A 27,000-nucleotide genomic window follows, 5' to 3' on the forward strand; every position below is an offset into this window, starting at 1 on the left:
ACAGCGCAGCTGATCTCCATCGGAGCAGCTGTCTGTCGGTGATATTGCGGCTCGGCTGCGGATAGGGATCCTGCACCCGGTCCGGTATTTTCAGAGACGAATCGAAGTCAGCATCCGTTGCAGCATCTGGTCGCAAGCCTTGAGTTGATCGAGGCTGACGAACTCGTCCGGCTTGTGGCCCTGGTCCATGCTGCCGGGCCCGCACACCACCGTGGGAATGCCCACCGCGTTGAACAGTCCGCCTTCAGTGCCGAATGCCACCGTGCCGAAATCTTCCGAGCCACAGAACGCCGCGATCAATTCGGCGGCCTGGCTTGTGGCATCGGTGGCAAGGCCCGGATAGGCAGACAATTCGCTGAAACGGATATCGCTCTGCGCGCTGACGGCCCGCATGCGCGGCAGCATTTGCTGTTCGGCATAGACCTTGAGCTGCTGCGCGACGACCGCCGGATCCTGCGAGGGCAGGGCGCGAATTTCGAAGTCGAAACGGCAATCGGCGGGGACGATGTTCAACGCCTTGCCGCCAGTGATCACGCCGGTCTGCACCGTGGAATACGGCGGGTCGAAACGCGGGTCGAGGTGTTTAGCCTTGAGCTGCCGGCCGATGCGTCCCAGCTCACCGATCAGTTCGGCGGCGCACTCGATGGCGTTGACCCCGAGCGGCGCGTAGGCCGAGTGACAGGCGTGACCCTGGACGTCGCAGCGCATCGCCAGTTTGCCTTTGTGTCCGAGCACCGGTCTGAGTTCGGTCGGCTCGCCGATGATGCACAGCAGCGGTTTGACCGGACGTTGTGCGAGCACCTTGAGCAGCGAGCGCACGCCGAGGCAGCCGACTTCTTCGTCATAGGACAGGGCTATGTGTACCGGCCTGCGCAATGGCGCTTCGATCAACGACGGCACCAGGGCGAGCACGCACGCGATGTAGCCTTTCATGTCCGCCGTGCCACGACCGTACAGCTTGCCGTCACGCTCGCTGAGTTCGAACGGCGGCACCGTCCATGGCTGGCCATCGACGGGCACCACATCGGTATGTCCCGACAGCACGATGCCTGGCTGATCGCCCGGGCCGATCGTGGCGAACAGGTTGGCCTTGCTGCGTTCATCGTTGTAGATCAACTCGCACGGCACATCGAAACCTTCGAGGTAATCGCGCACGAAATCGATCAGTTGCAGGTTGGACTCGCGGCTGGTGGTGTCGAACCCCACCAGCGTCCTGAGCAATGCGACGCTGTCGCTCATCGGTCGTCTCCGGCAACTCCATAACCCGGCGCCCTGGCCGGATCGAGGGCGCGGTCGATGTAGTCCTGCAGCTGCGGGCGATAGGCGTCCCACAGTTTTTGCAGTTGGCCGATCGGGTCTTCATCGGCCCAGTCCACCCGCAGGTTGACGATCGGCCAGGTCAGCTCGCCGACCACGACCACGGCTGCCGAATGCACCGGACCCGCTTCACCGCCCAAGGCCTGGGCGGCGTGCAGGGCCTTGAGCAGGCGGTCGGCCAATTGGCCTTCGCCTTCCTCGAACGTGCTGACCATGGCTTCGATCACCGAGCGTCCTGCAAGCATGTTGCCCGCCGCCACGCATTGCTCACCGGACACTGCGTTGTGTACCCCGAGGGTTTGCGTACCGCTGAAATGTGCAGTCTGGCCGAGGTGGTTGATCGCGGTGATCTGTCGGTACTGACTGTAGCCGTTGCGGGTCAGCACCTTGTCCAGCGCTGCCTCGGGCGCCAGGCCTTGTTCCATCAGGGCGAGCACTTCCGGGCCGAGCGAGGGCAGGGTGATGTTCTGGCTCGACACTGCGCCGACACCCGGCAACAGCCACGGGCAGCGGGCGCCGACGGCGATGCTGGAGGAACTGATGGCGATGCCGAACTGACCGGTTTCGGGGCAGCGGGCGGCGATGGAAAATGTCATGTGTGGCCTCCTTTCGCTAAGGTCGAATTACTCGGGAATCACCGCAACCACATCAATCTCCATCAGCCATTGCGGCTGTCCCAGGGCCGACACCACCAGCCCGGTGGAGATCGGGAACACGCCCTTCAGCCATTTGCCGACCTCCTGATACACCGGCTCGCGATAGCGCGGGTCGATCAGGTAAGTGGTGGTCTTGACGATATGGCTCAAGTCGCTGCCGGCCTCTTCGAGCAATTGTTTGACGTTGCGCATGGCTTGTTCGGCCTGGGCCCGTGGATCGCCGAGGCCGATCAGGTTTCCGTCGAAATCGGTACCGACCTGACCACGGACATACACGGTGTTGCCGGCGCGCACGGCCTGGCACAGGTCGTTGTCCAGGGTCTGGTTCGGGTAGGTGTCCTTGGTGTTGAACATGCGAATGCGGGTGTGGGTTGGCTGACTCATGTGTAGCTCCTGACGAAATCGGACCCGGCGCGACGGGCGCCGGTAATGAAAAGGGAAATCAAGCGTCGACGGTGTCGGCGGCTTTGTTGTGCAGTGCGGCTTCGCGTTGCTCGGCGTCGCGATAGGCCAGGTATTTGCGCTGGGTGGCGATGTGGTCGGCTACATGTTTGGCGTCGTGCCACACGCCCCAGATGAATGACGAACCCCGTCGTGACTGCCACGGCAGGCCGAGGAAATACACACCGGCTTCGCTGGACACACCGCGCTGGTGCTGTGGCTTGCCGTTGTCATCGAATGCCGCGACTTTCAGCCACGAATAGTCCACTGCAAAACCGGTGGCCCAGATGATCGAGGTGATGCCGGCGGCGGCCAGATCGAGACTGGTAAGCGGGTTTTTCACGCATTCAGGGTCCGGATAGGTTTCCCGGGCCTCCGGTTCCAGCGGCAGATCAAGACCATTGCGTTCGATGTAGGCATCGGCAGCGTCCAGCAGCGCGAGGTAGTTCTCGTCGCCACGCTTGAGGTTGTCGCGCAGGTCCTGTTTGAAGGTCACCACGCCGTCGTTGAACGAATCGGTGACGCCGACCAGCGTCATGCCGCGATGGGCCAGACCACGGAAATCAATGGTGCGGCCACCGTGGGCGCCGCTGACCGCAATGGTCACGTGCTCGCGGCCGGGCTTCATCGCAGCCTGATCCCACTCGCCGAGTACGCCGAGCCACCAGCAGAAATCGCGATTGCGATAGGCGCGGGGAGGGCGATCATGGGCGCCGACCGAGAGGTAAACCTGCTTGCCCGAACGCTGCAATTCATCGGCGATCTGCACGCCCGACGAACCGGCGCCCACCACCAGCACCGCGCCGACCGGCAGTTGCTGCGGGTTACGGTAATCGGCCGAGTGAATCTGCAGCAGGCGTTCATCCTTAGGTGCAATGGCCGGGATCACCGGGCGCTGGAACGGGCCGGTAGCGGCGACGACCCGAGCGGCTTCAATCACACCTTCGGAGGTCTCGACGGTGAAGCCTGGACGCCCGACATTGCGCACTACACTTTTCACCTCGACGCCGGTGCGGATCGGCGCATTGAATTTTTTCGCGTAGGCCTCGAAGTAGTCGGCGACGCGCTCCTTGTGGGCGAAACCATCTGGATCGACGTCATCGAATTCCATCCCCGGAAAGCGGTCGTGCCACGCCGGACCGTTGGCCACCAGCGAATCCCAGCGCCCGGTGCGCCAACGTTCGGCGATGCGGCTGCGCTCCAGCACCAGGTGCGGCACACCGAGTTTGCTCAGGTGTTCACTCATGGCCACACCCGCTTGACCGGCGCCGACAACAAGCGTGTCTGTTTTTATTATTTCAGTGGTCATCTCTGATCCCTTCTCACGAGGCGTTGGATTCAGGCCGTGGTCGACCTGTTCTCTGTGCTTGGGATCAGACTAGGGAGGGGGTTGTTCTCGGTAAAATATTATTAAGCTGGCATGTGAAGATAAAAACGTGATGCAGAGACGTGAAAGCCCCGTAAATGTGGGGTCTCGCCAAGGCAACGGAATACGGGACAACGATAAAAAAGGGCCGCCGACAGGGTTGTCGGCGACCCTTTTTCACGCGTGCTCAGCTCACATCGAACTCAGCGATCGAGAAACGCCAGCAGGTCTTCATTCAATTGCTGTGCATGGGTGACCGCGAAGCCATGTGGCGCGCCTGCGTAGACTTTCAGTTCGGCGCCCTTGATTTGCGCGGCGGCGCGTTTGCCGGTGGTTTCGAACGGCACGATCTGGTCGCCGTCGCCATGGATCACCAGGGTCGGCACATCGATTTTCGCCATGTCCGGGCGGAAGTCGGTTTCCGAGAAAGCGGTGACGCAATCCAGCGTGCCTTTCAGCGACGCCAGCAGGGCGATGTTCAGGGTTTGCGTCAGTACGCCATCGGAGACTTTCTGACCCTGGTTGGTGCCGTAGAACGGCGCGGCGAAGTCGGCGATGAACTGTGCACGATCCTTGAGCAGGCCGGCCTTGATCCCGTCGAACACCGATTTGTCGACGCCTTCGGCAAAGTCCGGCTTCTTGCCGAACAGCGGCGTCACCGCGCCCAGCAACACCAGCCCGGCAACGCGCTCGCTGCCATGGCGCGCAATGTAGCGGCTGACATCGCCACCACCCATGGAAAAACCGACCAGAGTCACGTCACGCAGATCCAGGTGTTCGATCAACTGCGCGATGTCGTCGGCGAAGGTGTCGTAGTCATAACCGGTCCACGGTTGATCCGAGCGTCCGAATCCACGACGGTCGAAGGCGATGGTGCGATAGCCGCGGCTGCTCAGGTACTCCATCTGGTATTCCCACATGTCCGCGTCGAGTGGCCAGCCGTGGCTGAACAGCACAGGTTTGCCGCTGCCCCAGTCCTTGTAATAGATCCGGGTGCCGTCTTGGGTGGTGAAAGTGCTCATGAAAACTCCTTGGGTCTGGGCGAATGCCGTGATGGCGACGATCACTATCGCGGCAAACGGCATCGAGCACTTGTACGCAAGTGCTAAGTTCAGGGCGGACCGCGTTATCGGTTTTCCGGCGCGAGTTGTAAGATGCAACCGCATCGAGTCTGCTGTTTGTCGGAGATACCTCAAATGAAACGCAAGAGTCTTGCGGGCAATGCCTGCCCGGTGGCCCGCACGCTTGATCTGATCGGCGACTGGTGGTCGTTGCTGATTATCCGTGACGCGCTGGAAGGCATTCGTCGTTTCAGCGATTTCGAGAAAAGTCTGGAAATCGCCAAGAACATGCTGAGCGTTCGTCTCAAGGGTCTGGTGGAGCGCGATATCCTGCGTCTGGAACCGGCATCCGACGGCAGCGCCTACAAGGAATACGTGCTGACGGAGAAAGGGCGGGCCCTGCAAACCGTGATCGTCGCGTTGTCGCAGTGGGGCGGGGAGTTCATGTACGCGCCGGGCGAGCCGGGTTCCGTCATGGTCGATGCGCAAAAGCGTCAGCCGCTGCGCAGGCTGCAACTGCTGGCCGCCGATGGCCGCGAGCTTGCGCCGGAAGATGTGGCGACGAAACGGGCGGTCGAGCACTGAGATGAAGTGAGTCGGGTCTGTCGGAAATTTCGCCCTGAGGAGCGTTCTCTGATCCGGTTACCGGTTTTCCTCGGCCAGTCTGAGAAACATCCCGCATCTCTGTCGGAGTCGGACGATTTCACCGGGGCCGCTCGTTGGCAACAATATTTCGGTGAATTGATAAATTGACGCCAGAATAGTGGCTCATTAACATCGCGCCATTATTCTGATATCACTTTCCGTCTCGAGGGATCGAACATGTCCTCACCCGCCCTCGTGGCGAGGTTGTGCCTGGCTTTGCTGTGCCTTTCTCCGCTTGATGCTGTATTCGCTGCACCCACCCCCGGTGACACCGACCTGATCCGCGACCGCCAGAACCGCCTGCTCGAAGAGCAGCAGCGGCGTCTCGAAGAACTGAAAAACCTGCCCGGCAAGGAAGCCCCACCGGTTAAACCGACAGCGCCGGCCGATACGCGTTGCTTCCCGATCAAGGACATCGAACTCAAGGGTGCCGACAGCCTGTCGGAACGTGACAAGACTCGCCTGCTCAAGCCTTACATCGGCCAGTGCCTGGGCGTGCCGCAGCTCAACGAACTACTGAAAGTCATCACCGACCATTACATCGAAAAAGGGCTGGTGACCAGTCGCGCTTATCTGCCGCAACAGGATCTGTCCGGTGGCCACCTGAAAGTATTGGTAGTCGAAGGCCGGCTCGAAGGCCTGAAGGGCGCCGAGAACAGCAAGCTGTCGGAGCGTGAACTGGCCATGGCCTTTCCCGGCAAAACCGGTGAGCTGGTCAACCTGCGCGAGATCGAGCAGATGGTCGATCAGCTCAACCGCCTGCCGTCCAACCAGGCGAAGATGGAATTGTCGCCGGGCAAGAACGTTGGCGGCAGCGAAGTGCTGGTCAACAACACGCCGCAAAAGCCCTGGCGTGTCGGCCTGTCGCGCAGTAACGACGGCCAGCGCAGCACCGGCGAGCAACAGTGGGGCACCACGTTCGACTGGGACAGCCCGTTGGGCCTGGCCGATCAGTTGAGCCTGCGCGGCGGTCACGATGCGATGACCGACCATCAGCACACCTCCAATAACGCCATGCTCAGCTACAACCTGCCGTGGGGCTGGTGGAACTTCAGCTACACCTACAGCCAGAGCGAATACCGCTCGCAGATCGCGGCCAACGGCTACAACTTCAAGCAGACCGGCGACAGCGAGAACCACCAGTTTCGCGCCGAGCGGGTCATTCATCGCGATTCGGTGAGCAAGACCTCCCTCAGCACCGGGCTGTCCTACCTGCGCAGCAACAACTTCATCGAAGACAGCAAACTGCGCCTGAGCAGCAACCGCATCAGCGAAGCGCAGTTCGGCTTCAACCATGGACGTCGTGTCGGCAGTGCTTTCGTCAACTTCGACGCCGGCATGCAACAGGGCATTGGCGCATTCGACGCCCAGGGCAGCCATGATCCGGGGCCGGGCGAACCGGATGCGCGCTATCGCAAATACACCGCGACCCTGAGTTATCTGCAGCCTTTCAAGCTGTGGGGCGAGTCGCTCACCTTCAGCAGCCTGATGACCGGCCAGCGCAGCGAAGACGTGCTGTTCAGCCCGCAGCGCACGAGCCTCGGCGGACTTTCTTCGATCCGCGGTTACAAGGATCAGTCGCTGTCCGGCGACAGCGGCGGCTACTGGCGCAACGACCTGCGCTGGGCACGCCCGGTGACCGCCGAATGGCTGCGCCCGGTGTTCGCCGAATATGGCACCAGCGTTGGTTACGATCAGGGCGTGATTCGTAATGATCGCTACAACGGCGACCAGCACGGGCGCATGTCGAGCAATTCGCTGGAGCTGTTTGCCCGCGGTGAACACGTCGCCGCGACCGTGACCTTCGCCCATTCCCTGGAGCGACCGGCTGCGCTGACCGAGCGCGAGGCGCCGATCTATTTCCGTCTGGATTTCTTTCTTTAATTTTTTGCCCGCCCCGAGATTCTGATATGGACTTCCGTCACCTGGCCTTTCTGGCCAGGCAGCCTTCTGCTGCCGTAAAAAACCGCGAACACTTCTGGGGCATGCCAAAACGCGGCCTGGCATTCCTGCTGGCCAACGTCATGTTCTGGCAGCCGATGTGGGCGCAGGCGGACGGTATTGTCGTCAGCGCTCCCGGCACCACGCTCGACCGGGCAGGTAATGGCGTGCCCATCGTCAATATCGCCGCGCCCAACGGCGCGGGGCTGTCGCACAACCAGTTCCACGATTACAACGTGGATCCGCAGGGCGTCATCCTCAACAACGCCACGAGTCGCACTCAGCTGACGCAGATGGGCGGGATCATTCTCGGCAACCCGAATCTGCGTGGCACGGCGGCACAGACGATCCTCAACGAAGTCAACGGCGGCAGTCCGAGCCAGTTACGCGGCTACACCGAAGTGGCGGGGCAGTCCGCTCGTGTGATCGTGGCCAACCCGTATGGCATCAGTTGCAACGGGTGTGGCTTCATCAACACGCCACGTGTGACCCTGACCACCGGCAAGCCGGTGCTGGATGCCGCGGGTCGACTGGATCGTTTTCAGGTCGATCAGGGCAGTGTTTCCATTGACGGCAAAGGTCTGGATGCCAGCGCCGTCGACAGCTTTGAAATCATCACCCGCAGTGCGCAGATCAACGCGCAGATTCACGCCCAACGGCTGAACATCACCACCGGCCGCAACGATGTAAACGCCGAAACGCTCAACGCTACCGCGCGGGCCGACGACGGCAGTGCCAAGCCGCAACTGGCCATCGACTCCTCGGCGCTCGGCGGGATGTACGCCGGGGCGATCAGACTGGTGGGTACCGAGGCCGGTGTCGGCGTGAAGCTGGCGGGCGAGCTGGCAGCCAGTGCCGGGGATATCCAGATCGATGCCAATGGGCAACTGACGCTGGCCAAGGTCACCGCCAGCAACGCGGTCGACATCAAGGCCAACAGTCTTGAAGCCCAGCAGGCGGTTTACGCCGGTACGCAACTCGCGGTGCAGACTGCGCAGGATCTGGTGAGCCAGCAGAGCCTCGCCGCGCGCGACGCCGTGCGCCTCACCAGCGGCGGCACGCTGACCAACGCCGGCGTGATCGAAGCCGGGGTGAACGCGGACAACAGCCGTAACGGCAATGGTGACGTTGCCATCAACAGCGGCGCGGTGAGCAACCGTGGCAGCCTGTTGGCCAGTCGCTCCCTGAGCGTCAGTGCCGCAGGTTCGCTCGACAACCAGAACGGTATCGTCCAGGCCAAAACCGTCGCGCTGGGCGCCACTCGGCTGGTCAACCAAGGGACTGATGCACGGATTTACGGCGAAACCAGTCTGGCCTTCAACGTACCGGCAATCGTCAACCTAAGCGGTTTGATCCGCTTCGCCGACGGCCAGGCGGCAACGCTCTCCGTCGACAGTCTGGACAACCGCAAGGGTCGTATCGAAATCGCCGGCGGCGGTTTGGAACTCAATACTCGGGCGCTGCAAAACGACGACGGCAAAATCATTGCCGGACGTCTGGATATCGATACCCGACAACTCGACAACGCTGGCGGCCTGATTGCTGCCAGCCAGGGCGAAACCAGGGTCGTCGCCCACGAACGTCTGAACAACGGCAAAGGCAAGATCCAGGCAAAGACCGATCTCGTCGTCTCGGGTGCCGAGTTGCTCAATCAGGGCGGCACATTGGCGGCCGACTCGATCCGGATAACCGGCACTCGTCTGGATAACAGCGGCAAAGGGGTCGTCAGTGGCGAAAACGGCAACGTTGACCTGACGCTGGATCAGGACCTCGCCAACCACGATGGCAAGGTTCAGGCCTCCGACCGCTTGAAGGTTGACGCCGGCAGCATCGACAACCGCAATGCCAGCCTGACCGGCAAAACCCTTGAGGTCACCATTCGCGGCAAACTCGACAATACCCAAGGCACGATTTCATCCGATGACAGCGTGCTGACCAGCGAAGACCTGGACAACACTCAGGGCCTGATTCAGGGCAACACGGCCCTGAACCTGACCGCACGCGACCTGGGCAACTCCAGCGGCCAACTGCTCGGCGGTGTTGTCGATGCAACGCTGACCAATCTCACCCGCAACGACAAAGGCGCGATCAGCGCCGAAACCGGCAAGCTCACGCTGCTGGTCAACAAGCACCTGAACAATGCCTTGGGTCGATTGCAGGCCAGCCAGGGTGATGTGGATGTCCACGCGGGCAGCCTCGACAACCGCAATGGTGTGCTGGCCGCGCAACAATTGCTGCTGGTTGCACGCAACGGTCATATCGACAACCGTGGCGGGCGGGGCATTGGCGACCGCCTCGACGTTCAAGCCGTCAGCCTCGATAACGGCGAGGGTGGCCTGCTGGCGGCGGGTGTCGATGGTGCCCGGTTGATTCTCAAACAAACCGCCGGCGGACAGTCGCAACTGCTCAATCAAAAGGGCCGCATCCAGAGCGACGCCGACCTGCACATCGAAAGCGACACGGTCGACAACAGTGCCGGTGTCCTGCTCGGTAAAACCATCGAAGTCACCGCAACACAGCTGAACAACAGCGACAAGGGCGGCATCGTCGGCACGGGCGGTGACATTGCGCTGAACATCGCCGGTGTCTTCAAAAACGTCACGGGTGTAGTCGACGCCGGTGAGCAACATCTGCTGCTCGAGCAACTGGTCGAACTCGACAACCGCGGCGGCACATTGCGCGGCAAACGTCTGGACATCGCCAGTACGTCCATCGACAACCGCAATGCGGGCCAGATCATTGCCGGCAGCGATGGCTTGAAAATCGTCGGCAACACCCTGCTGAACCAGCAGGGTGCCATCCTCGCCAATGGCAGCCACGCAGAACTGGCGCTGGGCACCGGCAGCCTGCAGAACCAGGGCGGTACGCTACAGGCCGACACCCTGAACATCACCAGCACCGACCTCGACAACAGCGCAGTCGATGGCAAGGCCGGATTGATCTCAAGTCTGCTCGGCGACCTGAAACTGACGGTGACACGCCTGACCAACCATGCCGGCAAGCTCTTCGGCAAAGATCAGGTCATTTTTGATGGCTCCAGTCTGGATAACGCGGGCGGAGAAATCAGCGGCAATCGACTGGCATTCGAAGCGGACAGCCAGGTACTCAATCAGGGAGGACTGATCGAATCGGCAACGGATCTGAAGCTCACCAGCGGCCAATTGAACAACAGCGCCGGCGGGCAGATCCGAGCACTGGGCGGCGCTTCCAGCCAGATCAAACTGACCGGCAACCTGAACAACCAGAACGGCGTCATCGAGATCGGCAGCGAGAATCTGGAACTGGCCGGGGCCCAGCTCAACAACCTCAGCGGCAGCGTTCGTCATGCTGCGAAAGGGCTGTTCGATCTGGACCTGACCAACCTGACCGGCTCTCAAGGCAGCCTGACCGGTCTGGGCAACGGCGTCTGGGATGTCGCGTCGGTCAATGGCGTGGGCACCTGGCAACTGAACGGTGGCCTGACCTATACCAGCGCGCAGGACTTGAACCTCAATGTCGGGGATCGCATCGCCAGTGCTTCGGCGCTCAAACTCAACGTCGCCAGTCTGAATAACGCCGGTGAACTGGCTACTGACGGCGACCTGACGCTGAACCTCGGCGGCAACCTGATCAACAGTGGACGCGTGTCCGCCAGACAGAAACTCGTGATCGGTGCCAACGACCTGATTCAGCGCGACGGCCGCCTGGTCAGCGGTGGCGACACCGAGCTGACGCTGCGCGGCACGCTCGACAACCTGGGTCGACTGATTGCCAACCAGAACCTCACGGTCTCCGCTGCGCGGATCGACAACAAAGGTACGCTCGGCTCGCAAGGCAACCTGCTGTTCAACGCCAACAATGGCGTCAGCAACGGTCCCGACACGCTGCTGTTCAGCGGCGGCACGATGGAGCTGCACGGCAACAGCCTGAGCAACTTCTATGGCGATATCTACAGTCGCGGCAAGCTGACGTTCGACGCCGTGGGCGGAGGACGGGCGGCGTCGTTCAGCAACTTGTCGGGCACCCTCGAAGGTGAAGGTGACATCGACATCAATGCCGTTTCGTTTGAAAACGCCAAAGCCGAATTCGAAATCGCTTCGGGGCCATCGTCCGGCAGTCTGAGCTGGATATGCGCCCAGCATTGCGACGGCGGTGATGGCTGGAAACGCGGCTATATCACGATTACCACGGAATTCAGCGACAAGGTCCTGAAAGACTCGCGGGCGGCCCGGTTTGTCGCCGGCAAGAACCTCACTCTTCATGCCAGTAACGTCGAGAACCGCTACAGCCTGCTGGCAGCGAACGGTGATCTGTCCGTGACGGCCGACAGCCTGCTGAACCAGGGCGCAATGTCGCGCTCCGGCCAGCGGATAGTGAAGATCGGCACTCCGGCGCACATCGACAATAGCCTCTGGGACCAGATGGAATTCATCGACATCCCGGCGTTCAACGCAGCGACCGCGGCGGGCCACTTCGATGAGGCACGTTTCAACGAGTTGGTCAGTCGTTCGAGCGATGAGCGATTTTTGCAGACAAGTGATGTCACCACGACCGGAGACACCCCCGACAAAATTTATTCGTCGGTGCTACAGGCCGGCGGCAAAGTCAAACTGGACGTCGCTCACAGCATCCAGAACGGCACCCTTTACGAAAACACCTACGACCAGTTGACCGGCAAGCTGTCCAGCGACCAGACAACCGCCGTCGGCGGCGTCACCATCAACCTGGGCAAACACAGCACCGACGCCAGCGCCCAGGCGCCGAAAGACGTCACCCGGATCGAGCGCGTCGACGCCGATGGTGTGAAGCAGATCAGCTTCGTGCCGGTCGATTTCAAGGGCGTACCGTTTGCCGCAGTCGATCCGACGGCTTCCTCGACGTTCCGTCTGCCGAAAGGCCCTTACGGCCTGTTCGTGCAGAGCTCGAATCCGCAGAGCCATTACCTGATCGAAACCAACCCGGAGCTGACCCAGTCCGCGCCGTTCATGAGTTCCGATTACCTGCTGGGCAAACTCAGCTTCAGCGCCGATGAAGCGGCCCGGCGCCTCGGCGACGGCCGCTACGAGACACGACTAATCAGCGATGCGGTGATGGCCCAGACCGGCCAGCGCTTTCTTGCCGGTGGTCTGAACAACGACTACGAGCAGTTCCGTTATCTGATGTCCGTGGGCGTGAGCCTGACGTCCGAGCAGGTGGCGGCACTGACCCACGACATCGTGTGGATGGAAGAGCGCATCGTCGACGGCCAGAAAGTGCTGGTGCCGGTGCTCTATCTGGCCCAGGCCGAATCCCGCAACGTGCGTGGCGGCAGTCTGCTTCAAGGGCGCGACCTGGAGCTGATCGCGGGCAATGATCTGGTCAACGTCGGCACGTTGCAGGCGACCAAGGATCTGTCTGTCGACGTCAAAGGCAGCCTCTATCAGGGCGGCCTGGTCGAAGCCAACGAGCGCATCACGCTGATGGCCACCGACAGCATCCGCAATGCGCTGGCCGGTGAGATTCGCGGCAATCAGGTCAGCCTTACCAGCCTCAAGGGCGATATCGTCAACGATCGCACCGCCGTCGCCGTACGCGACGGTCACGGCATGCGCACCCTGGTGGACGACGGCGGCAACATCAGCGCTCGCGACACGCTGACCATCAAGTCGGGCAATGACCTCGTCAACGCCTCGTCCATCAGCAGCGGCGGCGACGCCACCCTGAGCGCCACCCGCGACATCAACCTGCTGGCGACGCGCAACGAAAGCGAACTGCACGAATCGTTCGAGGGCGGTCACCGCTCGGTCATCACCACTACCGTGGAAAACCTCGGTTCCAGTGTGAAAAGCGGCGGTAACCTCAAGCTCGACGCCGGTCGCGATCTCAACGTCGTGGCCAGCGCCGCCGAGGCCAAGGGTAACCTGACCGCCGACGCGAAACGCGATATCTACCTGTCCTCGGCGGGTGACGAACACAACGTTGAAACCCACAGCAAGGACGGCAAGAAACGCGTCCACGAAGAAGACAACCACACCGTCCAGAAAGCTGCCGAGTTCATCGCCGGTGGCGACGTCAAGACCAACTCCGGTCGTGACACGACGCTGGTGGCGAGCAAGATCAGCGCAGGCAACGAAGCCTATCTCTATGCCGGAAAAGACCTGAACCTGCTCGCTGCGCAGAACAAGGACTACACCCTCTACGACATGAAAGAAAAGGGTGGCTTCGGCAATCTCAAGCTCAAGCGCGACGAAGTCACCCAGATCACCCATGTCGGCACCGAGATCAAGACCGGCGGCAACCTCTCGCTGGTCAGCAAGGGCGACCAGACCTATCAGGTGGCCAAACTCGACAGCGGCAAGGACATCACGCTGGACAGCGGCGGCTCCATCACCTTTCAAGGGGTGAAGGACCTGCATGACGAGAGCCACACCAAAACCAACAACAACGCCGCGTGGGTATCAGCCAAAGGCCGCGGCAACACCGACGAAACCCTTCGCCAGACCCAGATGATTGCCAAAGGCAACATCGTGTTGAAGGCGGTTGATGGGCTGAAGATTGATATCAAGGATGTGAACCAGCAAACCGTCGGCCAGACCATTGATGCGATGGTCAAGGCGGATCCGCAGTTGGCGTGGTTGAAGGATGCTGAAGCGCGTGGGGATGTTGATTGGCGGTTGGTGAAGGAGATTCACGAGTCGTTCAAATATGACAACTCGGGGGTCGGGCCGGCGGCACAAATCGCCATTGCGATCATGATGTCATTTGTCATGGGGCCAGGTGGGTTGGCGTTGGTGAGCGGAGGCGCCACTGGTGCAATTGCCACCAGTCTGGCAACCACGGCTGTGACCAGCACCATCAGCAACAAGGGCAATCTGGGGGAAGCGTTCAAGGAAACTTTCAGCGCCGACAGTCTCAAGAACGCCGCTATTGCCGGTATTACGGCGGGCGTGCTCGATTACGGGGACAAGCACTGGTTTGACGCAGCCGCGGGAGGCGTCAAGAACGCGAACATTCTCACCAGTTCCAACTTTACCGATGTTGCGATTCGGACGACGGGGCGAGCAGTCGTAACCAGTGGCATCTCCACCGTTATCGGTGGTGGCAGCTTCGGCAGCAACTTCGGTTCTGCGCTCGTGGGAGAGGCCGGCACCGTCGGGATGGCGACCGGGTTTAATTGGGTCGGTGACAACACCATCAAATTTCCGGAAGGCGGTGTTGTAAAAGTCGTAGCGCATGCGCTGATGGGGGGAGCGATTTCCCAAGCGCTGGGAGGGGATTTTGCCACCGGGGCGGCGGCTGCTGGTTTGAATGAAGCGGCAATGAATGTTTTCGCTGGCTGGGCAGGTGATAACAAAGATTTGCATCAAATGCTTTCGCAACTGACAGGTCTGGTTGGCGCGGCAGCGGTGGGTGGTGATCTGCAACTGGGTGCGAGCATTGCCGGGAATGCTACGACCTACAATCACGACTTTCACATGCCGCCGGGGTTGACGGAGTATGCCAACGCATCCACGACCTTGACGGAGTACATGCAAAGCATAGGGGCATCAGCAGAAGAAATTGCTCAAGTACAACGAGCACTTGGTGAAGGGCAAGGCTTTGAGGGTGGGCAGCCTGCGACCGAGTTCGTCAAGGCGTGGGGGCAGTTCATGGCAGGGGAACTGTCTTTTTTAGGGCTGGCTGCCATAATAAGTCGAGTAAGTTCGGGATCTGCGAAAAGCGTCATTGGTGCAAAAGGTGGAGCTGCTAGCTCCGGCGCTGAAAATGCGGCCTTGTATCCAAAGCTGAAGGATCAACTGATACAAGAAAACCTGAGCAATATTGCCGCTCAGGACTCAAGATTAGCTGCGGCTGTGAACGGCAGTGGAACGAAAAATCCGAACTTCTCTATAGGTCAAGGTACATCTTCCGAAGCTAATCAGTTGGGTAAAACCTGGGTTGGAGATGGTGCGACAAAAACAAGTGATGGGCTTGGTTTGATTAGCGCAGACGGCACTCGTGTATATAGGCCGCCAACACCCAAAGATTCATCTTTTGCAACGACAGGCGTGCAGGCCAATTTTGAAAAGTACAACATCAACCCGGTAACAGGTCAACGCGTAAAAGTAAGTAACGGCCATCTGAATGTGGCTGACTAGGAGGAATGATGCATGCTGTTATAAAAAGTATTTCTAATGATTTTTTTGATGTCGAGACCTACGTTCCTGAGAGCGTAGACAACTTTTCTTTAAGTCTTCGTATTCGAATTGGGCTTGATAGTACGCAAGGGGCAGATGATTTTGAGCTTTTCATCTGCACTCCAAAGTGGTTAGAAGAGACAATGTGGGAGCCTCGTTGGGGGAGAGGTCTATTAATTGTTCGAGAATATGATTTTTCGACTATTAATGGATTGATTCATGAGTATGTGAGTCGCTGCGAGGGGGATAGCTGGGAAACTATCGTGATAAAGCTGGGAAAGATATTTGCCTGGGAATTTGATGATTATCAATCCTAATCAATAGAAAAAAGGGGACGGATTTTAATAGCACTTACTTACCAGCTAACCGATTGAGCTGAAAGCAAAAATGAAGAAGGACTGGCCTTGGTCTACGGTGATAGTTGCGAACACACACCAGAAAACCAAGGACACAGCCCACATGGATCGTAGACGCCAAATTCTTCAGCATCAACAGCAACGTTTCCGCCGCCATGCTTATATTAAAAGGGGACGGATTTATTTGATTAAATAAATCTGTCCCCGTGCTACAAGACAGCCGCCGCTGCATTTGGACGAAGAGACAAGGCAGGACAGTCCATCCCATTGAAAGAACTCATATTTTCGCAAGGCGGCAAGGTCATGCAACTGGATCGGAAAGCGATCAACAGTCTTTTGGGGAAAGGTGCGTAAATGGCGAAGTTTTCATGCAAGTGCTCTCATGTGATCGACCTGGTTTCATCTCCCACACGTGAGCAATATTCCCTTGTTCCAAATTCCCGGGTCGTTGAGATAGCCCAGTTGCTTGCAAAGCAACCTCTGGACGACGCTCGGTTTTACGATATGGTCGATAACAATATGAGGGAGGTCATTGAGTGCCCTTGCTGTGGGCGAGTGTGGATACGGCACGCAGAAGGTCAGTCCTATCAAAGCTATCTGCGTGAATCAGATTGACTGCCGCGAGAAAATAGCAGGACGCGGAAAATCGTATTGTTCGTCACGGCAATGGCGACATGCCGGCTGACAGCGCGCTTCTTTCTGCCTGATCCAACAGAGCCATCGTTGCCTTGAATCCTCAAATGAAAACGCCCCGAACATCTCGGGGCGTTTTCATATACCGGGCAGCAGGTTTATCGAAACGCCGGCACCACATGCTTGATAAACAACTCCAGCGACTTCTTCTTCTCCGCATGCGGCAAGCTGTTGTCGCACCAGAAACTGAACTCATCCACCCCCAGTTCCTGGTAGTACTTGATTCGCGGAATGATCTCTTCCGGCGTGCCGATCATGGCGGTCTTGTGCAGGCTTTCCAGCTCAAACTCCGGCCGTCCGGCAAATTTCTCTTCCGGGCTCGGGGCGAGGAAGCCGTTGACCGGGGTTTCCTTGTTGCCGAACCAGGCGTCGAAGGTGCGGTAGAAGCGTGAGATGGCTTTGGCGCCGACCTTCCAGCCTTCCGGGTCGTCCACTGAATGCACGTGGGTGTGACGCAGCACCATCAGTTGTGGGCGCGGTACATCCGGGTTGTTGTCGAGTGCGGTCTGGAATTTGTTTTTCAGGTCGAGGACTTCTTCGTCACCCTTCATCAACGGCGTGACCATCACGTTGCAGCCATTGGCCACGGCGAAGTTGTGCGAGTCCGGGTCGCGGGCGGCAATCCACATTGGCGGGTTGGGTTTCTGGACCGGTTTCGGCACGCTGGTGGAGGTGGGGAACTTCCAGATATCGCCGTTGTGGGCGTAGTCGCCTTGCCACAGGGCGCGCACCACCGGGACCATTTCCCGCAGCGCCTGGCCGCCGGATGACGCGGGCATGCCGCCTGCCATGCGATCGAATTCCACCTGATAGGCGCCACGCGCCAGGCCGACTTCCATCCGGCCGTTGCTGATCACGTCGAGCAGGGCGCATTCACCGGCGACCCGCAGCGGGTGCCAGAACGGCGCGATGATGGTGCCGGCGCCGAGATGAATGGTGGTGGTTTTGGCGGCGAGGTAGGCCAGCAGCGGCATCGGGCTCGGCGAGATGGTGTATTCCATGGCGTGGTGTTCGCCGATCCACACGGTGCTGAAACCGCCGGCCTCGGCCATCAACGTCAGTTCGGTCAGGTCTTCGAACAGTTGACGGTGGCTGACGCTTTCGTCCCAGCGTTCCATGTGTACGAACAGGGAAAATTTCATGACGCTACCTCGAATCTCTTGTGGTCGGCCGGTCGCTCGCCGGCCTGTTCATGTGCAAACGTGTGAGTCAGGCGAAGGCGGGCAGGGCGCCCATCTTGCCGTGGCAGTACACCAGCGGGCCGGTGTCCTGTTGGGGGACGATGAGGTTTTTCACCGCGCCGACCATGATGGCGTGGTCGCCGCCTTCGTATTCGCGCCACAGCTCACATTCGATGATAGCTGTCGCGTTGGCCAGGATCGGGTTGCCCAGTTCGCTCAGCGTCCACTCGATGCCCTGCGCCTTGTCCTTGCCTTTGCGGGCGAACGCGTAGGCTTCGCTCTGCTGTCCGCCGGACAGGACGTGAATGGCAAAGCGTTTGTTCTTGATCAGGACGGGATAGGAGTCGGAGCTGTAGTTGGGGCAGAACAGCACCAGGGCCGGGTCCATCGACAGCGAGCTGAACGCGCTGGCGGTCAGGCCGACGATCTGGCCTTCGTCATCAAGCGTGGTGATGACGGTGACGCCGGACGGGAACGAGCCCATGACTTGTTTGTAGACGGCAGCATCGATCATTGGTCAATCCTCGAGTGCGGTGAAGCGTGTTTTTATTCGTTTGTTGGCCTGATGGTATACCGTAATACATCGATTGCAAGCGCTTTTTTGGTGAAACGATAAACGTGGTGCATTCGTCGGAAACTCAACATTTACGGGCCTTTCGTCTAGCCGTAAAGCCTGGCTATCGGGGAGGATGCCGGATCAGTTGCCGCCGCAAACAGCGGATCAGTCTTGTGAAAATGTTGGAATACCATAATATGGTGTTCATCTGAGGGGCGGCCAGAAACGTCCCCGGTTTGGCTTCATACAACGATAAGAACAGACCCAATCGAGTTCATATATGTCCCAGATGTCCCGGCAAGATCCGTTGATCGAGAATCACACGGTCGACTATGTCCCACTCGCGGAACGCCACGGGAAGGCCCGCGACCTTTTCACCCTTTGGTTCAGCACCAACATTGCGCCACTGCCCATCGTCACCGGCGCCATGGTGGTCCAGGTGTTTCACCTCGACCTGTTCTGGGGGCTGCTGGCGATTGTGCTGGGGCACATGATCGGCGGCGTGGTGATTGCCCTGGCGTCGGCGCAAGGTCCGCGCATGGGCATTCCGCAGATGGTGCAGAGTCGTGGTCAGTTCGGGCGTTATGGTGCGCTGCTGATCGTGTTCTTCGCGGCGATCATCTACATCGGCTTCTTCATTTCCAACATCGTGCTCGCAGGCAAATCCATCGTCGGCATTGCGCCGTCGGTACCGGCGCCGATGAGCATTCTGATCGGCGCCCTGAGTGCAACGGCCATCGGTGTGATTGGCTACAACTTCATTCACACCCTCAACCGCATCGGCACCTGGGTGATGGGCAGTGCGCTGCTCGCCGGTTTCATCTACATCTTTGCCCATGACTTGCCGGCGGACTTCTTTACCCGTGGCAGCTTCAATCTGTCGGGGTGGCTGGCGACGATGTCGCTGGGGATCATCTGGCAGATCAGTTTCTCGCCGTACGTCTCGGACTATTCCCGTTACCTGCCAGCGGACATCGGTATCAGCAAGCCATTTATCGCGACTTACCTGGGCGCCACGCTGGGCACGATTTTGTCGTTCACCTTCGGCGCGGTAGCGGTGCTGGCGACGCCGGAAGGCACCGAGGCGATGGCGGCGGTCAAGCAGTCCACCGGTTGGCTGGGGCCGATTCTGATGGTGCTGTTCCTGCTCAACATCATCAGCCACAACGCGCTGAATCTGTATGGCGCGGTGCTGTCGATCATCACCTCGATCCAGACCTTCGCCAGCCGGTGGACACCGAGCATCAAAGTGCGAGTGATTCTGTCGAGCGTCGTCCTGACGGGCTGCTGCGTGGTGGCGCTGGGGGCATCAGCGGATTTCATTTCCGAGTTCATCGGCCTGATTCTGGCGCTGCTGCTGGTGTTGGTGCCGTGGGCCTCGATCAACCTGATCGACTTCTACCTGATCAAGCGCGGCCGCTACGACATCGCCTCGATCTTTCGTGCCGATGGCGGAATTTATGGGCGTTTCAATCTGCACGCGATCATTGCCTATTTCATCGGCATCATTGTGCAGCTGCCATTTGCCAACACATCGTTGTATGTCGGCCCGTACGCCAATCTGGTGGAGGGCGCGGACCTGTCCTGGCTGGTCGGCCTGATCGTGACCTGTCCGTTGTATTACTGCCTGGCGACGCGCGGGCAGACACAGCAGAGCAGGGCGGCACGTTTGGGTTTCACTGACTGATCGCCCGCACAGCTGGTTCACGCAATGCCCGGCCATTCGCCGGGCATTGTCGTTTCAGCATTCGGGTGGTCACGCAAATTGGCCATTTCGATCCCCTTTTGGCCAATCGGCTACTGTGCGCGTCGACCATGCTCGGCAAAAATCGAAGCCACAACTAAATGCTGCACCTTCCTTGCCCTTGGCTGATCTGACAGCCGCTGCCGTGTACAGAACATAAAAACCATCGACTCACGCTGCATTCGGGGAAACACAACATGGTCACGATGAAACGCATTCTGGGCGCCACTGTCTGCGGGCTGACGCTGCTGGCCGGCGCCGTCCAGGCTGAACAGCGCGAACTGCGGGTGTACAACTGGGCGGATTACATCCTGCCGTCAGTGCCCAAGGACTTCGCCGCCAAAAGCAAGATCAAAGTGACCTGGGACACCTTCGACACCAATGAATCCCTCGAAGCCAAGCTGCTGACCGGCAACTCCGGTTACGACCTGGTAGTGCCGTCGAACCAGTTCCTCGATACCCAGATCAAGGCCGGCGTGTTCCAGAAACTCGACAAGTCCAAGTTGCCGAACTGGAGCCATCAGGACCCGGCGCTGCTCAAGCTGCTCGATTCCAACGACCCCGGCAATCAGTACGGCGTGCCCTATATGGTCGGCACAGTGCTGATCGGTTTCAACCCGGCCAAGGTCAGGGCCGCGCTCGGCGAGAACGCACCAGTGGACAGCTGGGATCTGGTGTTCCAACCCGAGAACATGGAAAAACTGAAATCCTGCGGCGTAGCGATGCTCGATTCGCCATCGGAAATCCTGCCGCTCGCCCTGCATTACCTGGGTCTCGATCCGAACAGCCAGAACCCGGCCGACTATGAGAAAGCCAAGGACCTGATGCTCAAGGTTCGCCCTTACGTCACCTATTTCAACTCGGCCAAATACATGACTGACATCGCCAACGGCGACATCTGCGTGGCCATCGGTTACTCCGGCAGCTTCTACCAGTTCGGCAACCGCGCCAAGGAAGCGAAAAACGGCGTGGTGGTCGACTGGCGCCTGCCGAAGGAGGGTGCGCCGATCTGGTTCGACACCTTCGCCATTCCGAAGAGTGCGAAGAACGTTGAAGAGGCCCACGAGTTCCTCAACAACTTGCTCGATCCGAAGGTCATCGCTTCGATCAGCGATTTCCTCGGCTACCCGAATGCCAACAAGGATTCGCTGCCGCTGATCAACAAGGAAATCACCGACAACCCCAACCTGACACCGACCAGCGAGGCGCTGAAGACGCTGTATGTAGTGCAGCCATTGCCGCAGAAACTGGAGCGGGTGCGGACACGGGTGTGGACCAGCATCAAGTCCGATAAGTAAGTTCAAAGCCGAGGGAGCGAGTCCCGTTCGCTCCCTCGGCTGTTATTTCGCCTGACTTTCTTCGGGCGACTTGTCCTTTGTCAGCACCAGACTGAGCAACACCGACGCCAGAATCAGCCCGCCGACAATCGCCAGCGACCATTCTACCGGCATGTGAAACCACGGCATCGCCGTCATCTTCCCGCCGATGAATACCAGCACCAGCGCCAGCCCGTATTTGAGCAGGTGAAAGCGGTCGGCCATGTCCGCCAGTAGAAAGTACAGCGCCCGCAGGCCCATGATCGCGAAGATGTTCGAGGTGAAAATGATGAACGGATCGGTGGTCACGGCGAAAATCGCCGGGATGCTGTCCACCGCGAACATCAGGTCGCTGGCCTCGATCAGCACCAGCACCAGAAACATCGGCGTGGCCCAGCGAACGCCGTTCTGCAATATGAAAAAACGCTCGCCATGAAAGCCGTTGGTGATCCGCAGATGTCCGCGCACCCAGCGCAGCAGCGGATTGTTATCGAGGTCCGGTTGCTGTTCGGCGAACACCAGCATCTTGATCCCGGTGATGATCAGGAACGCGCCGAACACATACAGCAGCCACGTGAACTGCGACACCAGCCACACCCCGGCAAAGATCATCGCTGCGCGCATCACGATCGCCCCGAGCACGCCGTACAGCAGCACTCGTCGCTGTAACTCTGGCGGCACGGCGAAGTAGCCGAAAATCATCACGAACACGAACATGTTGTCGATCGACAGCGACTGCTCGATCAGATAACCGGTGAGAAATTCCAGTGTCTTGCGCTGGGCGATTTCGGAACCGAATTCGCCGTTCAGATACCACCAGAGCAGTCCGGCGAAGGCCAGCGCGAGCATGCACCAGGCAATCACCCATGATGCGGCTTCGCGCACCGAGACCCGATGCGCCTTGCGCCCACCGAAGACAAAAAGGTCGACGGCCAGCATGGCGAGGACAAACACGATGAAGGCGACCCACATCCAGGGTTCGCCGATGTTGATGGGGTGCATGTCGTTCTCCCTGTCTTTATGTTGTTCGGGGTAGACGGGGGCATGCTGGAAGGGAATTGCGACGAAGAAAAATCGTTTATTTCGTGGGTATTGTTCGTGAAAAACGAAGTGTCAGGTGAGAGGGCGTGGCGCAGGTCATATTTCATTGAACACTTCTTTGCTAACCTCGCTGTCGAGCCAGTCCACCATACCAGGAGCGACGATCATCGACACGCCAGATCCTCAAGCCGTCTGCAGCCCGATCACCAGTGCTGCGATATTCATCGTGGCGACCCTCAACGCCGAAGCCGAGGCGGCCCGGAAGGTCCGCGACTGGTGCGCCGATATCGCGGGCCTGACGCGTTCGGTCGGCAAACGCGTGCCCTCGGGCAACCTGTCCTGCGTCTGCGGGTTTTCTTCCAGCGCCTGGGATCGTCTGTTCGGCAGTCCGCGACCGGCGTCCCTGCATGACTTTCGCGAATTCGGCGTAGAAGGGCGGCGCGCCGTTTCCACGCCTGGCGATCTGCTGCTGCACATTCGCGCCGATCAGATGGACCTGTGTTTCGAACTGGCGACGCAGCTGATGTCGGCGCTGGACGGCGCCGTGACGGTGACTGACGAAGTGCAGGGTTTCCGCTATTTCGACATGCGCAGCATCATCGGTTTCGTCGACGGCACGGAGAACCCGGTCGGTCGCAAGGCCGAGCATTTCACTCTCGTGGGTGATGAAGATCAGACCTTCAGCGGCGGCAGTTATGTGCTGGTGCAGAAGTATCTGCACAACATGAAGGCGTGGAACGAATTGCCGGTCGAAGCACAGGAGCGGGTGATCGGACGGACCAAACTGTCCGATATCGAACTGGATGACGCGGTCAAGCCGAGCAATTCCCACAGCGCCTTGACGACCATCACCAAGGACGGCGAGGAAGTGAAGATCCTGCGCGACAACATGCCGTTCGGCCGGCCCGGCGCAGGTGAGTTCGGCACTTACTTCATCGGTTACGCGCGTTCGCCCGAACCGCTGGAGCAGATGCTGGAAAACATGTTCGTCGGCAAGCCGCCGGGCAACTACGACCGGTTGCTGGACTTCAGCACGGCGATTACTGGAGGTCTGTTTTTTATCCCATCAATTGATTATTTGGAAAAGTGCGAGAACTCAAAGAGCGTGAAATAGGTCGTGGATAAAAAGGGTATGCAAATGCAATGTGCAATTATTGAGCAGGCAGACCCTTTTTGGCGCTGCTCTTGTTTTATGGAAGCGGGGCATTTGCGGTTAAATGGAACTCCACCTTGAATTCATATGTCGTCCGGTCCATGTCAACTTTCAAATTGGCTGTTCCGGTGATAGTGCGTTCAGTTTCGTTTCGTTGAAATGTAATGGTTCCAGATTTTGCTTCGCTGGCAAATTGGTTGGTATTGCTGTTTAATGAAACCGACGCTCGTACTTCTGAAGAAGGGCCTACCGGGTGCGTTCCGTCTTTAACTGTACTTCTAATCTCAAAAACAAGTTCATCGTAGGTGGGGTCAGGGTCGTGCATATTCCAGCCCATTAGATATATACGAGTGAAATCAGGGCCGCTGACGCCATAAAGATAACGTTGTGCATCGAAGGTTTTTTTATGGCCACCATAAGGTGGAGCGATAGCGGACCTGTAATACATATCGCCGGGAAGTTTTTCTGCTTTAAGGCGTAGAGCCTCATATTTTGTACTGTCATTTTTTTTTGAGTTAGTGCTCATGCTGTGTGCTCCTGATAATCAACGCGTATTGGGACTGTATTGTAGGCTTTCCAACAAGCTTCACGTTATGCGCTGAGTACAGGAGTGGCAACTGGTATAAGTTACAGTTGCGAAAAGTTAAAGATGAGAGTATGGCGCCCCAAAAAATGGGGCGCACACTTTTTTGCGACGCCGTTCTCTAGTTACATTTTTGTATACAGCGGAGGCGTACGTGGCGGCACCAGACGCTTCGACCCTGTCGCTTCAAACGCAGTCGCCAGACGCAGCAAAGTCGAATCGTCATAGGCACGACCGGCAAACGTCAGCCCCACCGGCATGCCGATGTCGGCCATCACGCCCATCGGCACGGTGACGGTCGGCACGCCGAGGTGGCGGATCGCGAGGTTGCCGTTGGCGACCCAGATGCCGTTGCTCCAGGCGATGTCCGCCGAGGCCGGGTTGACGTCGGCGTCCGCCGGGCCCACGTCGGCATTGGTCGGGAACAGCACGGCGTCGAGGCCGAGGCGATCCATCCAGTCTTCGAGGTCGAGCTTGCGGGTTTTCTCCAGACCGCGCAGACCGTCCGGCAGCGTCGGAATCTGATCCCATGGCGTGATGCCGCGCTCGGCCATGCGCACGTATTCATCCATGCCGGCGGCGAGGTCGCCTTCACGGTTGGGCAGGGTGCCCGGATCGTGGGGGAAGATTTTCGGGCCGTCGACGTCTGCCAGTCGGTTGAGTTTCGGGTCACCGTTGGCGCGCAGGAAGTCATCGAACGCCCACGCCGACAGGTCCCACAGTTCGTGGTGCATGAACTCTTTGGAAACGATGCCGCGATTGAACACGGTCGGTGCGCCCGGACGATCGCCTTCGCAGTTGGAGACGAGCGGGAAATCCACTTCGATCACTTCGGCGCCGGCGGCTTCCAGGGCCTGGCGGGCCTGTTTCCACAGATCGATTACCGAGGCGCGGGTGTTGATGCGTTGCCCGGTCGGGCCGCCGATGCCCGGTGCTTCGCTCGTGCCGGCCTCAGGGTCGGCGTTGATGTACATGCGCGGCACGCCCAGGCGCTTGCCCGCCAGCGCATCGCTTTTTACCGCCAGATCGAGATAGGAAGCAGGGCGCACCGAGGCGACGCTCGGGATCGGCACCCAGGGTTGCAGGCGCCACAGGTCGCCACGGGTGTCGGTGTCTTCGGCGACAACCACGTCGAGCACTTCCAGCAGGTCGGCCATGGTGCGTGCGTAGGGCACGACCACGTCCATGGTCGGCGTCAGCGGCCAGTTGCCGCGCACCGAAATCACCCCGCGCGATGGCGTGTAGGCGCACAGGCCATTGTTGGATGCCGGGCCGCGACCGCTCGACCAGGTTTCTTCCGCCAGACCGAACGCCGAGAAGCTGGCAGCGGTGGCGGTACCGGCACCGTTCGACGAACCGGAAGCAAATGGCGCCGTAAGATAGGCGGCGTTATACGGGCTTTCGGCACGGCCATAGACCCCGCGCTGCATCCCGCCGTTGGCCATCGGTGGCATGTTGGTCTTGCCCAGGCAGATCGCGCCGCCCGCCCGCAGGCGCTCGATGGTGAATGCATCGCGCTGGGCCACCAGGTCGGCGAACGCCGGGCTGCCGGACGCAGCAGTCAGGCCTTTGACCAGATAGCTGTCCTTGGCGGTGTAGGGGATGCCGTCCAGCGGACCGAGGGTTTCGCCTCTGGCGCGGCGGGCATCGGAAGCCTCGGCTTCCTTCAAGGCTTCGGGGTTGCGCACGATCACCGCGTTCAGGGCGGTGGCGGTGTCCGGGCCGTCATAGGCATCGATGCGCGCCAGATAGGCCTGGACCAGCTCAACCGCGGTGGTTTGGCCGGATTCGAGCGCCGAGCGCAGTTGAGCAATGGAGACTTCAGTGACTTCGATCATGCTGTTACCGCCGACAGGTTCGCTAAAGGGTTGTAGAACATTGTTATCGCCGAAACGTGTCAAACATTCCTGATGGACGAAACTCTACCCTGAAGTTTGCCGAATGGCATGTCCTAATTCGATAAATATCGATAAAAATCAGCGAAAAAATTCTCCGGGCGTCTCGCCAAACTGCTGACGAAAGGCTGCGATGAAGGCCGACGTCGAATCATAACCGCAGGCCAGAGCTACTTCGGTGACTCGTTCGCCGCGTTCCAGCGGCGTCAGCGCGCCCAGCAGGCGCAAGCGTTGGCGCCAGGCTCGGAAGGTCAAGCCGGTATCACGCAGGAACAGGCGGCTAAGGGTTTTCTCGGTGACGCCGAACTTCTCGCTCCAGTGATTGAGTGTGGTCTGCTGTTCCGGATGTTGCTCCAGACTTTGGTAAATCTGCCGTAAGCGGATGTCCTGGGGCAGCGGTAGCATCAACTCGATTTGCGGGGCTTCGGCCAATTGATCGAGGATCACCTGCGCTAGGCGTCCATGCGGGCCGTTCTGGTCATACTCGACAGGTATCTGACTGAAGGCCCGTATCAGTTCCCGCAAAAGATCGCTGACGCCGAGCACATGGCAACGCTCCAGGGCCCGGCTTGCCACGCTGCAATCGATGTAGAGGCTGCGCATTTCCGTGTGCGGTGAACTGAATACCCGATGCGGTATACCTGCCGGAATCCACACGGCCCGTTCGGGTGGCGCGACGAAACGACCGGCGGCGGTCTGCACTTCGAGCACGCCCTGGATCGCGTAAGACAATTGCACCCACGGATGACTGTGGCGGCGGGTCAGGGCGCGATTGGGCAGCGATTCTGTGCGCCCGTACAGCGGACGCGGCAGGCTGGGCAGCCCGGGAATGGTGCGTCTGACGCTTTTGTCATGTCCTTTTGGCGGCATCTTGCGGCTCTTCGGCGTTAGTCGGTAATTGTCAGTCACGTTAGAGTCGC

At 59.5% G+C, this 27,000-nt stretch carries 18 protein-coding genes; 7 read left to right on the top strand and 11 right to left on the bottom strand.

Annotation, left to right across the window (positions count from 1 at the left end):
- Positions 1 to 90 precede the first annotated feature (90 nt).
- The 5 genes from argE to ACK6BI_RS09115 all read right to left on the bottom strand — a co-directional run bounded on the left by argE (position 91) and on the right by ACK6BI_RS09115 (position 4,802).
- Entirely contained in the window at positions 91 to 1,239 is a 1,149-nt protein-coding gene (argE, locus tag ACK6BI_RS09095; RefSeq protein WP_409316806.1) for an acetylornithine deacetylase, read from the bottom strand.
- Complete coding sequence (locus ACK6BI_RS09100) at positions 1,236 to 1,913, bottom strand: DUF1028 domain-containing protein (protein ID WP_409316807.1); 678 nt, start codon at positions 1,911 to 1,913, stop codon at positions 1,236 to 1,238. The genes argE and ACK6BI_RS09100 overlap by 4 nt, the downstream gene beginning before the upstream one ends.
- A 27-nt stretch (positions 1,914 to 1,940) precedes the next feature.
- Positions 1,941 to 2,357 carry a RidA family protein gene (locus tag ACK6BI_RS09105; protein WP_065259806.1) on the bottom strand — a complete coding sequence of 139 codons (417 nt, stop codon included), beginning with the start codon at positions 2,355 to 2,357 and terminating at the stop codon, positions 1,941 to 1,943.
- Positions 2,358 to 2,415: 58 nt separating this feature from the next.
- Positions 2,416 to 3,723 (bottom strand): flavin-containing monooxygenase, encoded by a 1,308-nt coding sequence (locus ACK6BI_RS09110; protein ID WP_409316808.1) that lies wholly within the window; start codon positions 3,721 to 3,723, stop codon positions 2,416 to 2,418.
- A gap of 260 nt (positions 3,724 to 3,983) precedes the next feature.
- The gene (locus ACK6BI_RS09115; RefSeq protein ID WP_065259808.1) at positions 3,984 to 4,802 is read right to left on the bottom strand and encodes an alpha/beta fold hydrolase; all 819 of its coding nucleotides are present in this window, start codon (positions 4,800 to 4,802) and stop codon (positions 3,984 to 3,986) included.
- 174 nt (positions 4,803 to 4,976) lie between these two features.
- Here ACK6BI_RS09115 and ACK6BI_RS09120 point away from each other — a divergent pair, with 174 nt between their 5' ends.
- From ACK6BI_RS09120 to ACK6BI_RS09135, 4 genes are all read left to right on the top strand, one after another.
- Positions 4,977 to 5,426: a winged helix-turn-helix transcriptional regulator gene (locus ACK6BI_RS09120; RefSeq protein ID WP_409316809.1), complete on the top strand. Its 450-nt coding sequence runs from the start codon at positions 4,977 to 4,979 to the stop codon at positions 5,424 to 5,426.
- A 237-nt stretch (positions 5,427 to 5,663) separates the two neighbouring features.
- Positions 5,664 to 7,370 carry a ShlB/FhaC/HecB family hemolysin secretion/activation protein gene (locus ACK6BI_RS09125; RefSeq protein WP_409316810.1) on the top strand — a complete coding sequence of 569 codons (1,707 nt, stop codon included), beginning with the start codon at positions 5,664 to 5,666 and terminating at the stop codon, positions 7,368 to 7,370.
- Between the two features lie 26 nt (positions 7,371 to 7,396).
- Positions 7,397 to 15,523 (top strand): DUF637 domain-containing protein, encoded by an 8,127-nt coding sequence (locus tag ACK6BI_RS09130; protein ID WP_409316811.1) that lies wholly within the window; start codon positions 7,397 to 7,399, stop codon positions 15,521 to 15,523.
- A 5-nt stretch (positions 15,524 to 15,528) separates the two neighbouring features.
- Positions 15,529 to 15,879, top strand: a complete 351-nt coding sequence (locus ACK6BI_RS09135; RefSeq protein ID WP_409316812.1) for an immunity 8 family protein — start codon at positions 15,529 to 15,531, stop codon at positions 15,877 to 15,879.
- 830 nt (positions 15,880 to 16,709) lie between these two features.
- On the opposite strand, the gene ACK6BI_RS09140 is transcribed toward ACK6BI_RS09135, so the two are convergent.
- Both ACK6BI_RS09140 and ACK6BI_RS09145 read right to left on the bottom strand, forming a co-directional pair.
- Positions 16,710 to 17,753 carry an LLM class flavin-dependent oxidoreductase gene (locus ACK6BI_RS09140; RefSeq protein WP_260519835.1) on the bottom strand — a complete coding sequence of 348 codons (1,044 nt, stop codon included), beginning with the start codon at positions 17,751 to 17,753 and terminating at the stop codon, positions 16,710 to 16,712.
- 67 nt (positions 17,754 to 17,820) lie between these two features.
- Entirely contained in the window at positions 17,821 to 18,306 is a 486-nt protein-coding gene (locus tag ACK6BI_RS09145) for a flavin reductase family protein (RefSeq protein ID WP_409316813.1), read from the bottom strand.
- A 322-nt stretch (positions 18,307 to 18,628) separates the two neighbouring features.
- Between ACK6BI_RS09145 and ACK6BI_RS09150 the strand changes: the two genes are divergently transcribed.
- Together ACK6BI_RS09150 and ACK6BI_RS09155 are read left to right on the top strand one after the other, a co-directional pair.
- Positions 18,629 to 20,035, top strand: coding sequence for a purine-cytosine permease family protein (locus ACK6BI_RS09150; RefSeq protein WP_409316814.1), 1,407 nt, complete (start codon positions 18,629 to 18,631; stop codon positions 20,033 to 20,035).
- 254 nt (positions 20,036 to 20,289) lie between these two features.
- On the top strand, positions 20,290 to 21,390 hold the full coding sequence (locus ACK6BI_RS09155; RefSeq protein ID WP_409316815.1) for a polyamine ABC transporter substrate-binding protein: 1,101 nt from the start codon (positions 20,290 to 20,292) through the stop codon (positions 21,388 to 21,390).
- A gap of 42 nt (positions 21,391 to 21,432) precedes the next feature.
- Here ACK6BI_RS09155 and ACK6BI_RS09160 read toward each other — a convergent pair whose 3' ends face one another.
- The gene (locus ACK6BI_RS09160) at positions 21,433 to 22,410 is read right to left on the bottom strand and encodes a TerC family protein (protein ID WP_409316816.1); all 978 of its coding nucleotides are present in this window, start codon (positions 22,408 to 22,410) and stop codon (positions 21,433 to 21,435) included.
- A 202-nt stretch (positions 22,411 to 22,612) separates the two neighbouring features.
- Between ACK6BI_RS09160 and ACK6BI_RS09165 the strand changes: the two genes are divergently transcribed.
- A complete protein-coding gene (locus ACK6BI_RS09165; protein WP_409316887.1) occupies positions 22,613 to 23,563 on the top strand; it encodes a Dyp-type peroxidase in 951 nt (316 codons plus the stop codon).
- A 76-nt stretch (positions 23,564 to 23,639) separates the two neighbouring features.
- On the opposite strand, the gene ACK6BI_RS09170 is transcribed toward ACK6BI_RS09165, so the two are convergent.
- The 3 genes from ACK6BI_RS09170 to ACK6BI_RS09180 form a co-directional block, all read right to left on the bottom strand.
- On the bottom strand, positions 23,640 to 24,128 hold the full coding sequence (locus ACK6BI_RS09170; protein WP_409316817.1) for a hypothetical protein: 489 nt from the start codon (positions 24,126 to 24,128) through the stop codon (positions 23,640 to 23,642).
- A gap of 182 nt (positions 24,129 to 24,310) precedes the next feature.
- A complete protein-coding gene (locus tag ACK6BI_RS09175; RefSeq protein ID WP_409316818.1) occupies positions 24,311 to 26,023 on the bottom strand; it encodes an amidase in 1,713 nt (570 codons plus the stop codon).
- Between the two features lie 138 nt (positions 26,024 to 26,161).
- On the bottom strand, positions 26,162 to 26,950 hold the full coding sequence (locus tag ACK6BI_RS09180; protein ID WP_409316819.1) for an AraC family transcriptional regulator: 789 nt from the start codon (positions 26,948 to 26,950) through the stop codon (positions 26,162 to 26,164).
- Between the last annotated feature and the right edge of the window lie 50 nt (positions 26,951 to 27,000).

The sequence above is a fragment of the Pseudomonas sp. KCJK9016 genome (assembly GCF_046231795.1).
Taxonomy (GTDB): domain Bacteria; phylum Pseudomonadota; class Gammaproteobacteria; order Pseudomonadales; family Pseudomonadaceae; genus Aquipseudomonas; species Aquipseudomonas bananamidigenes.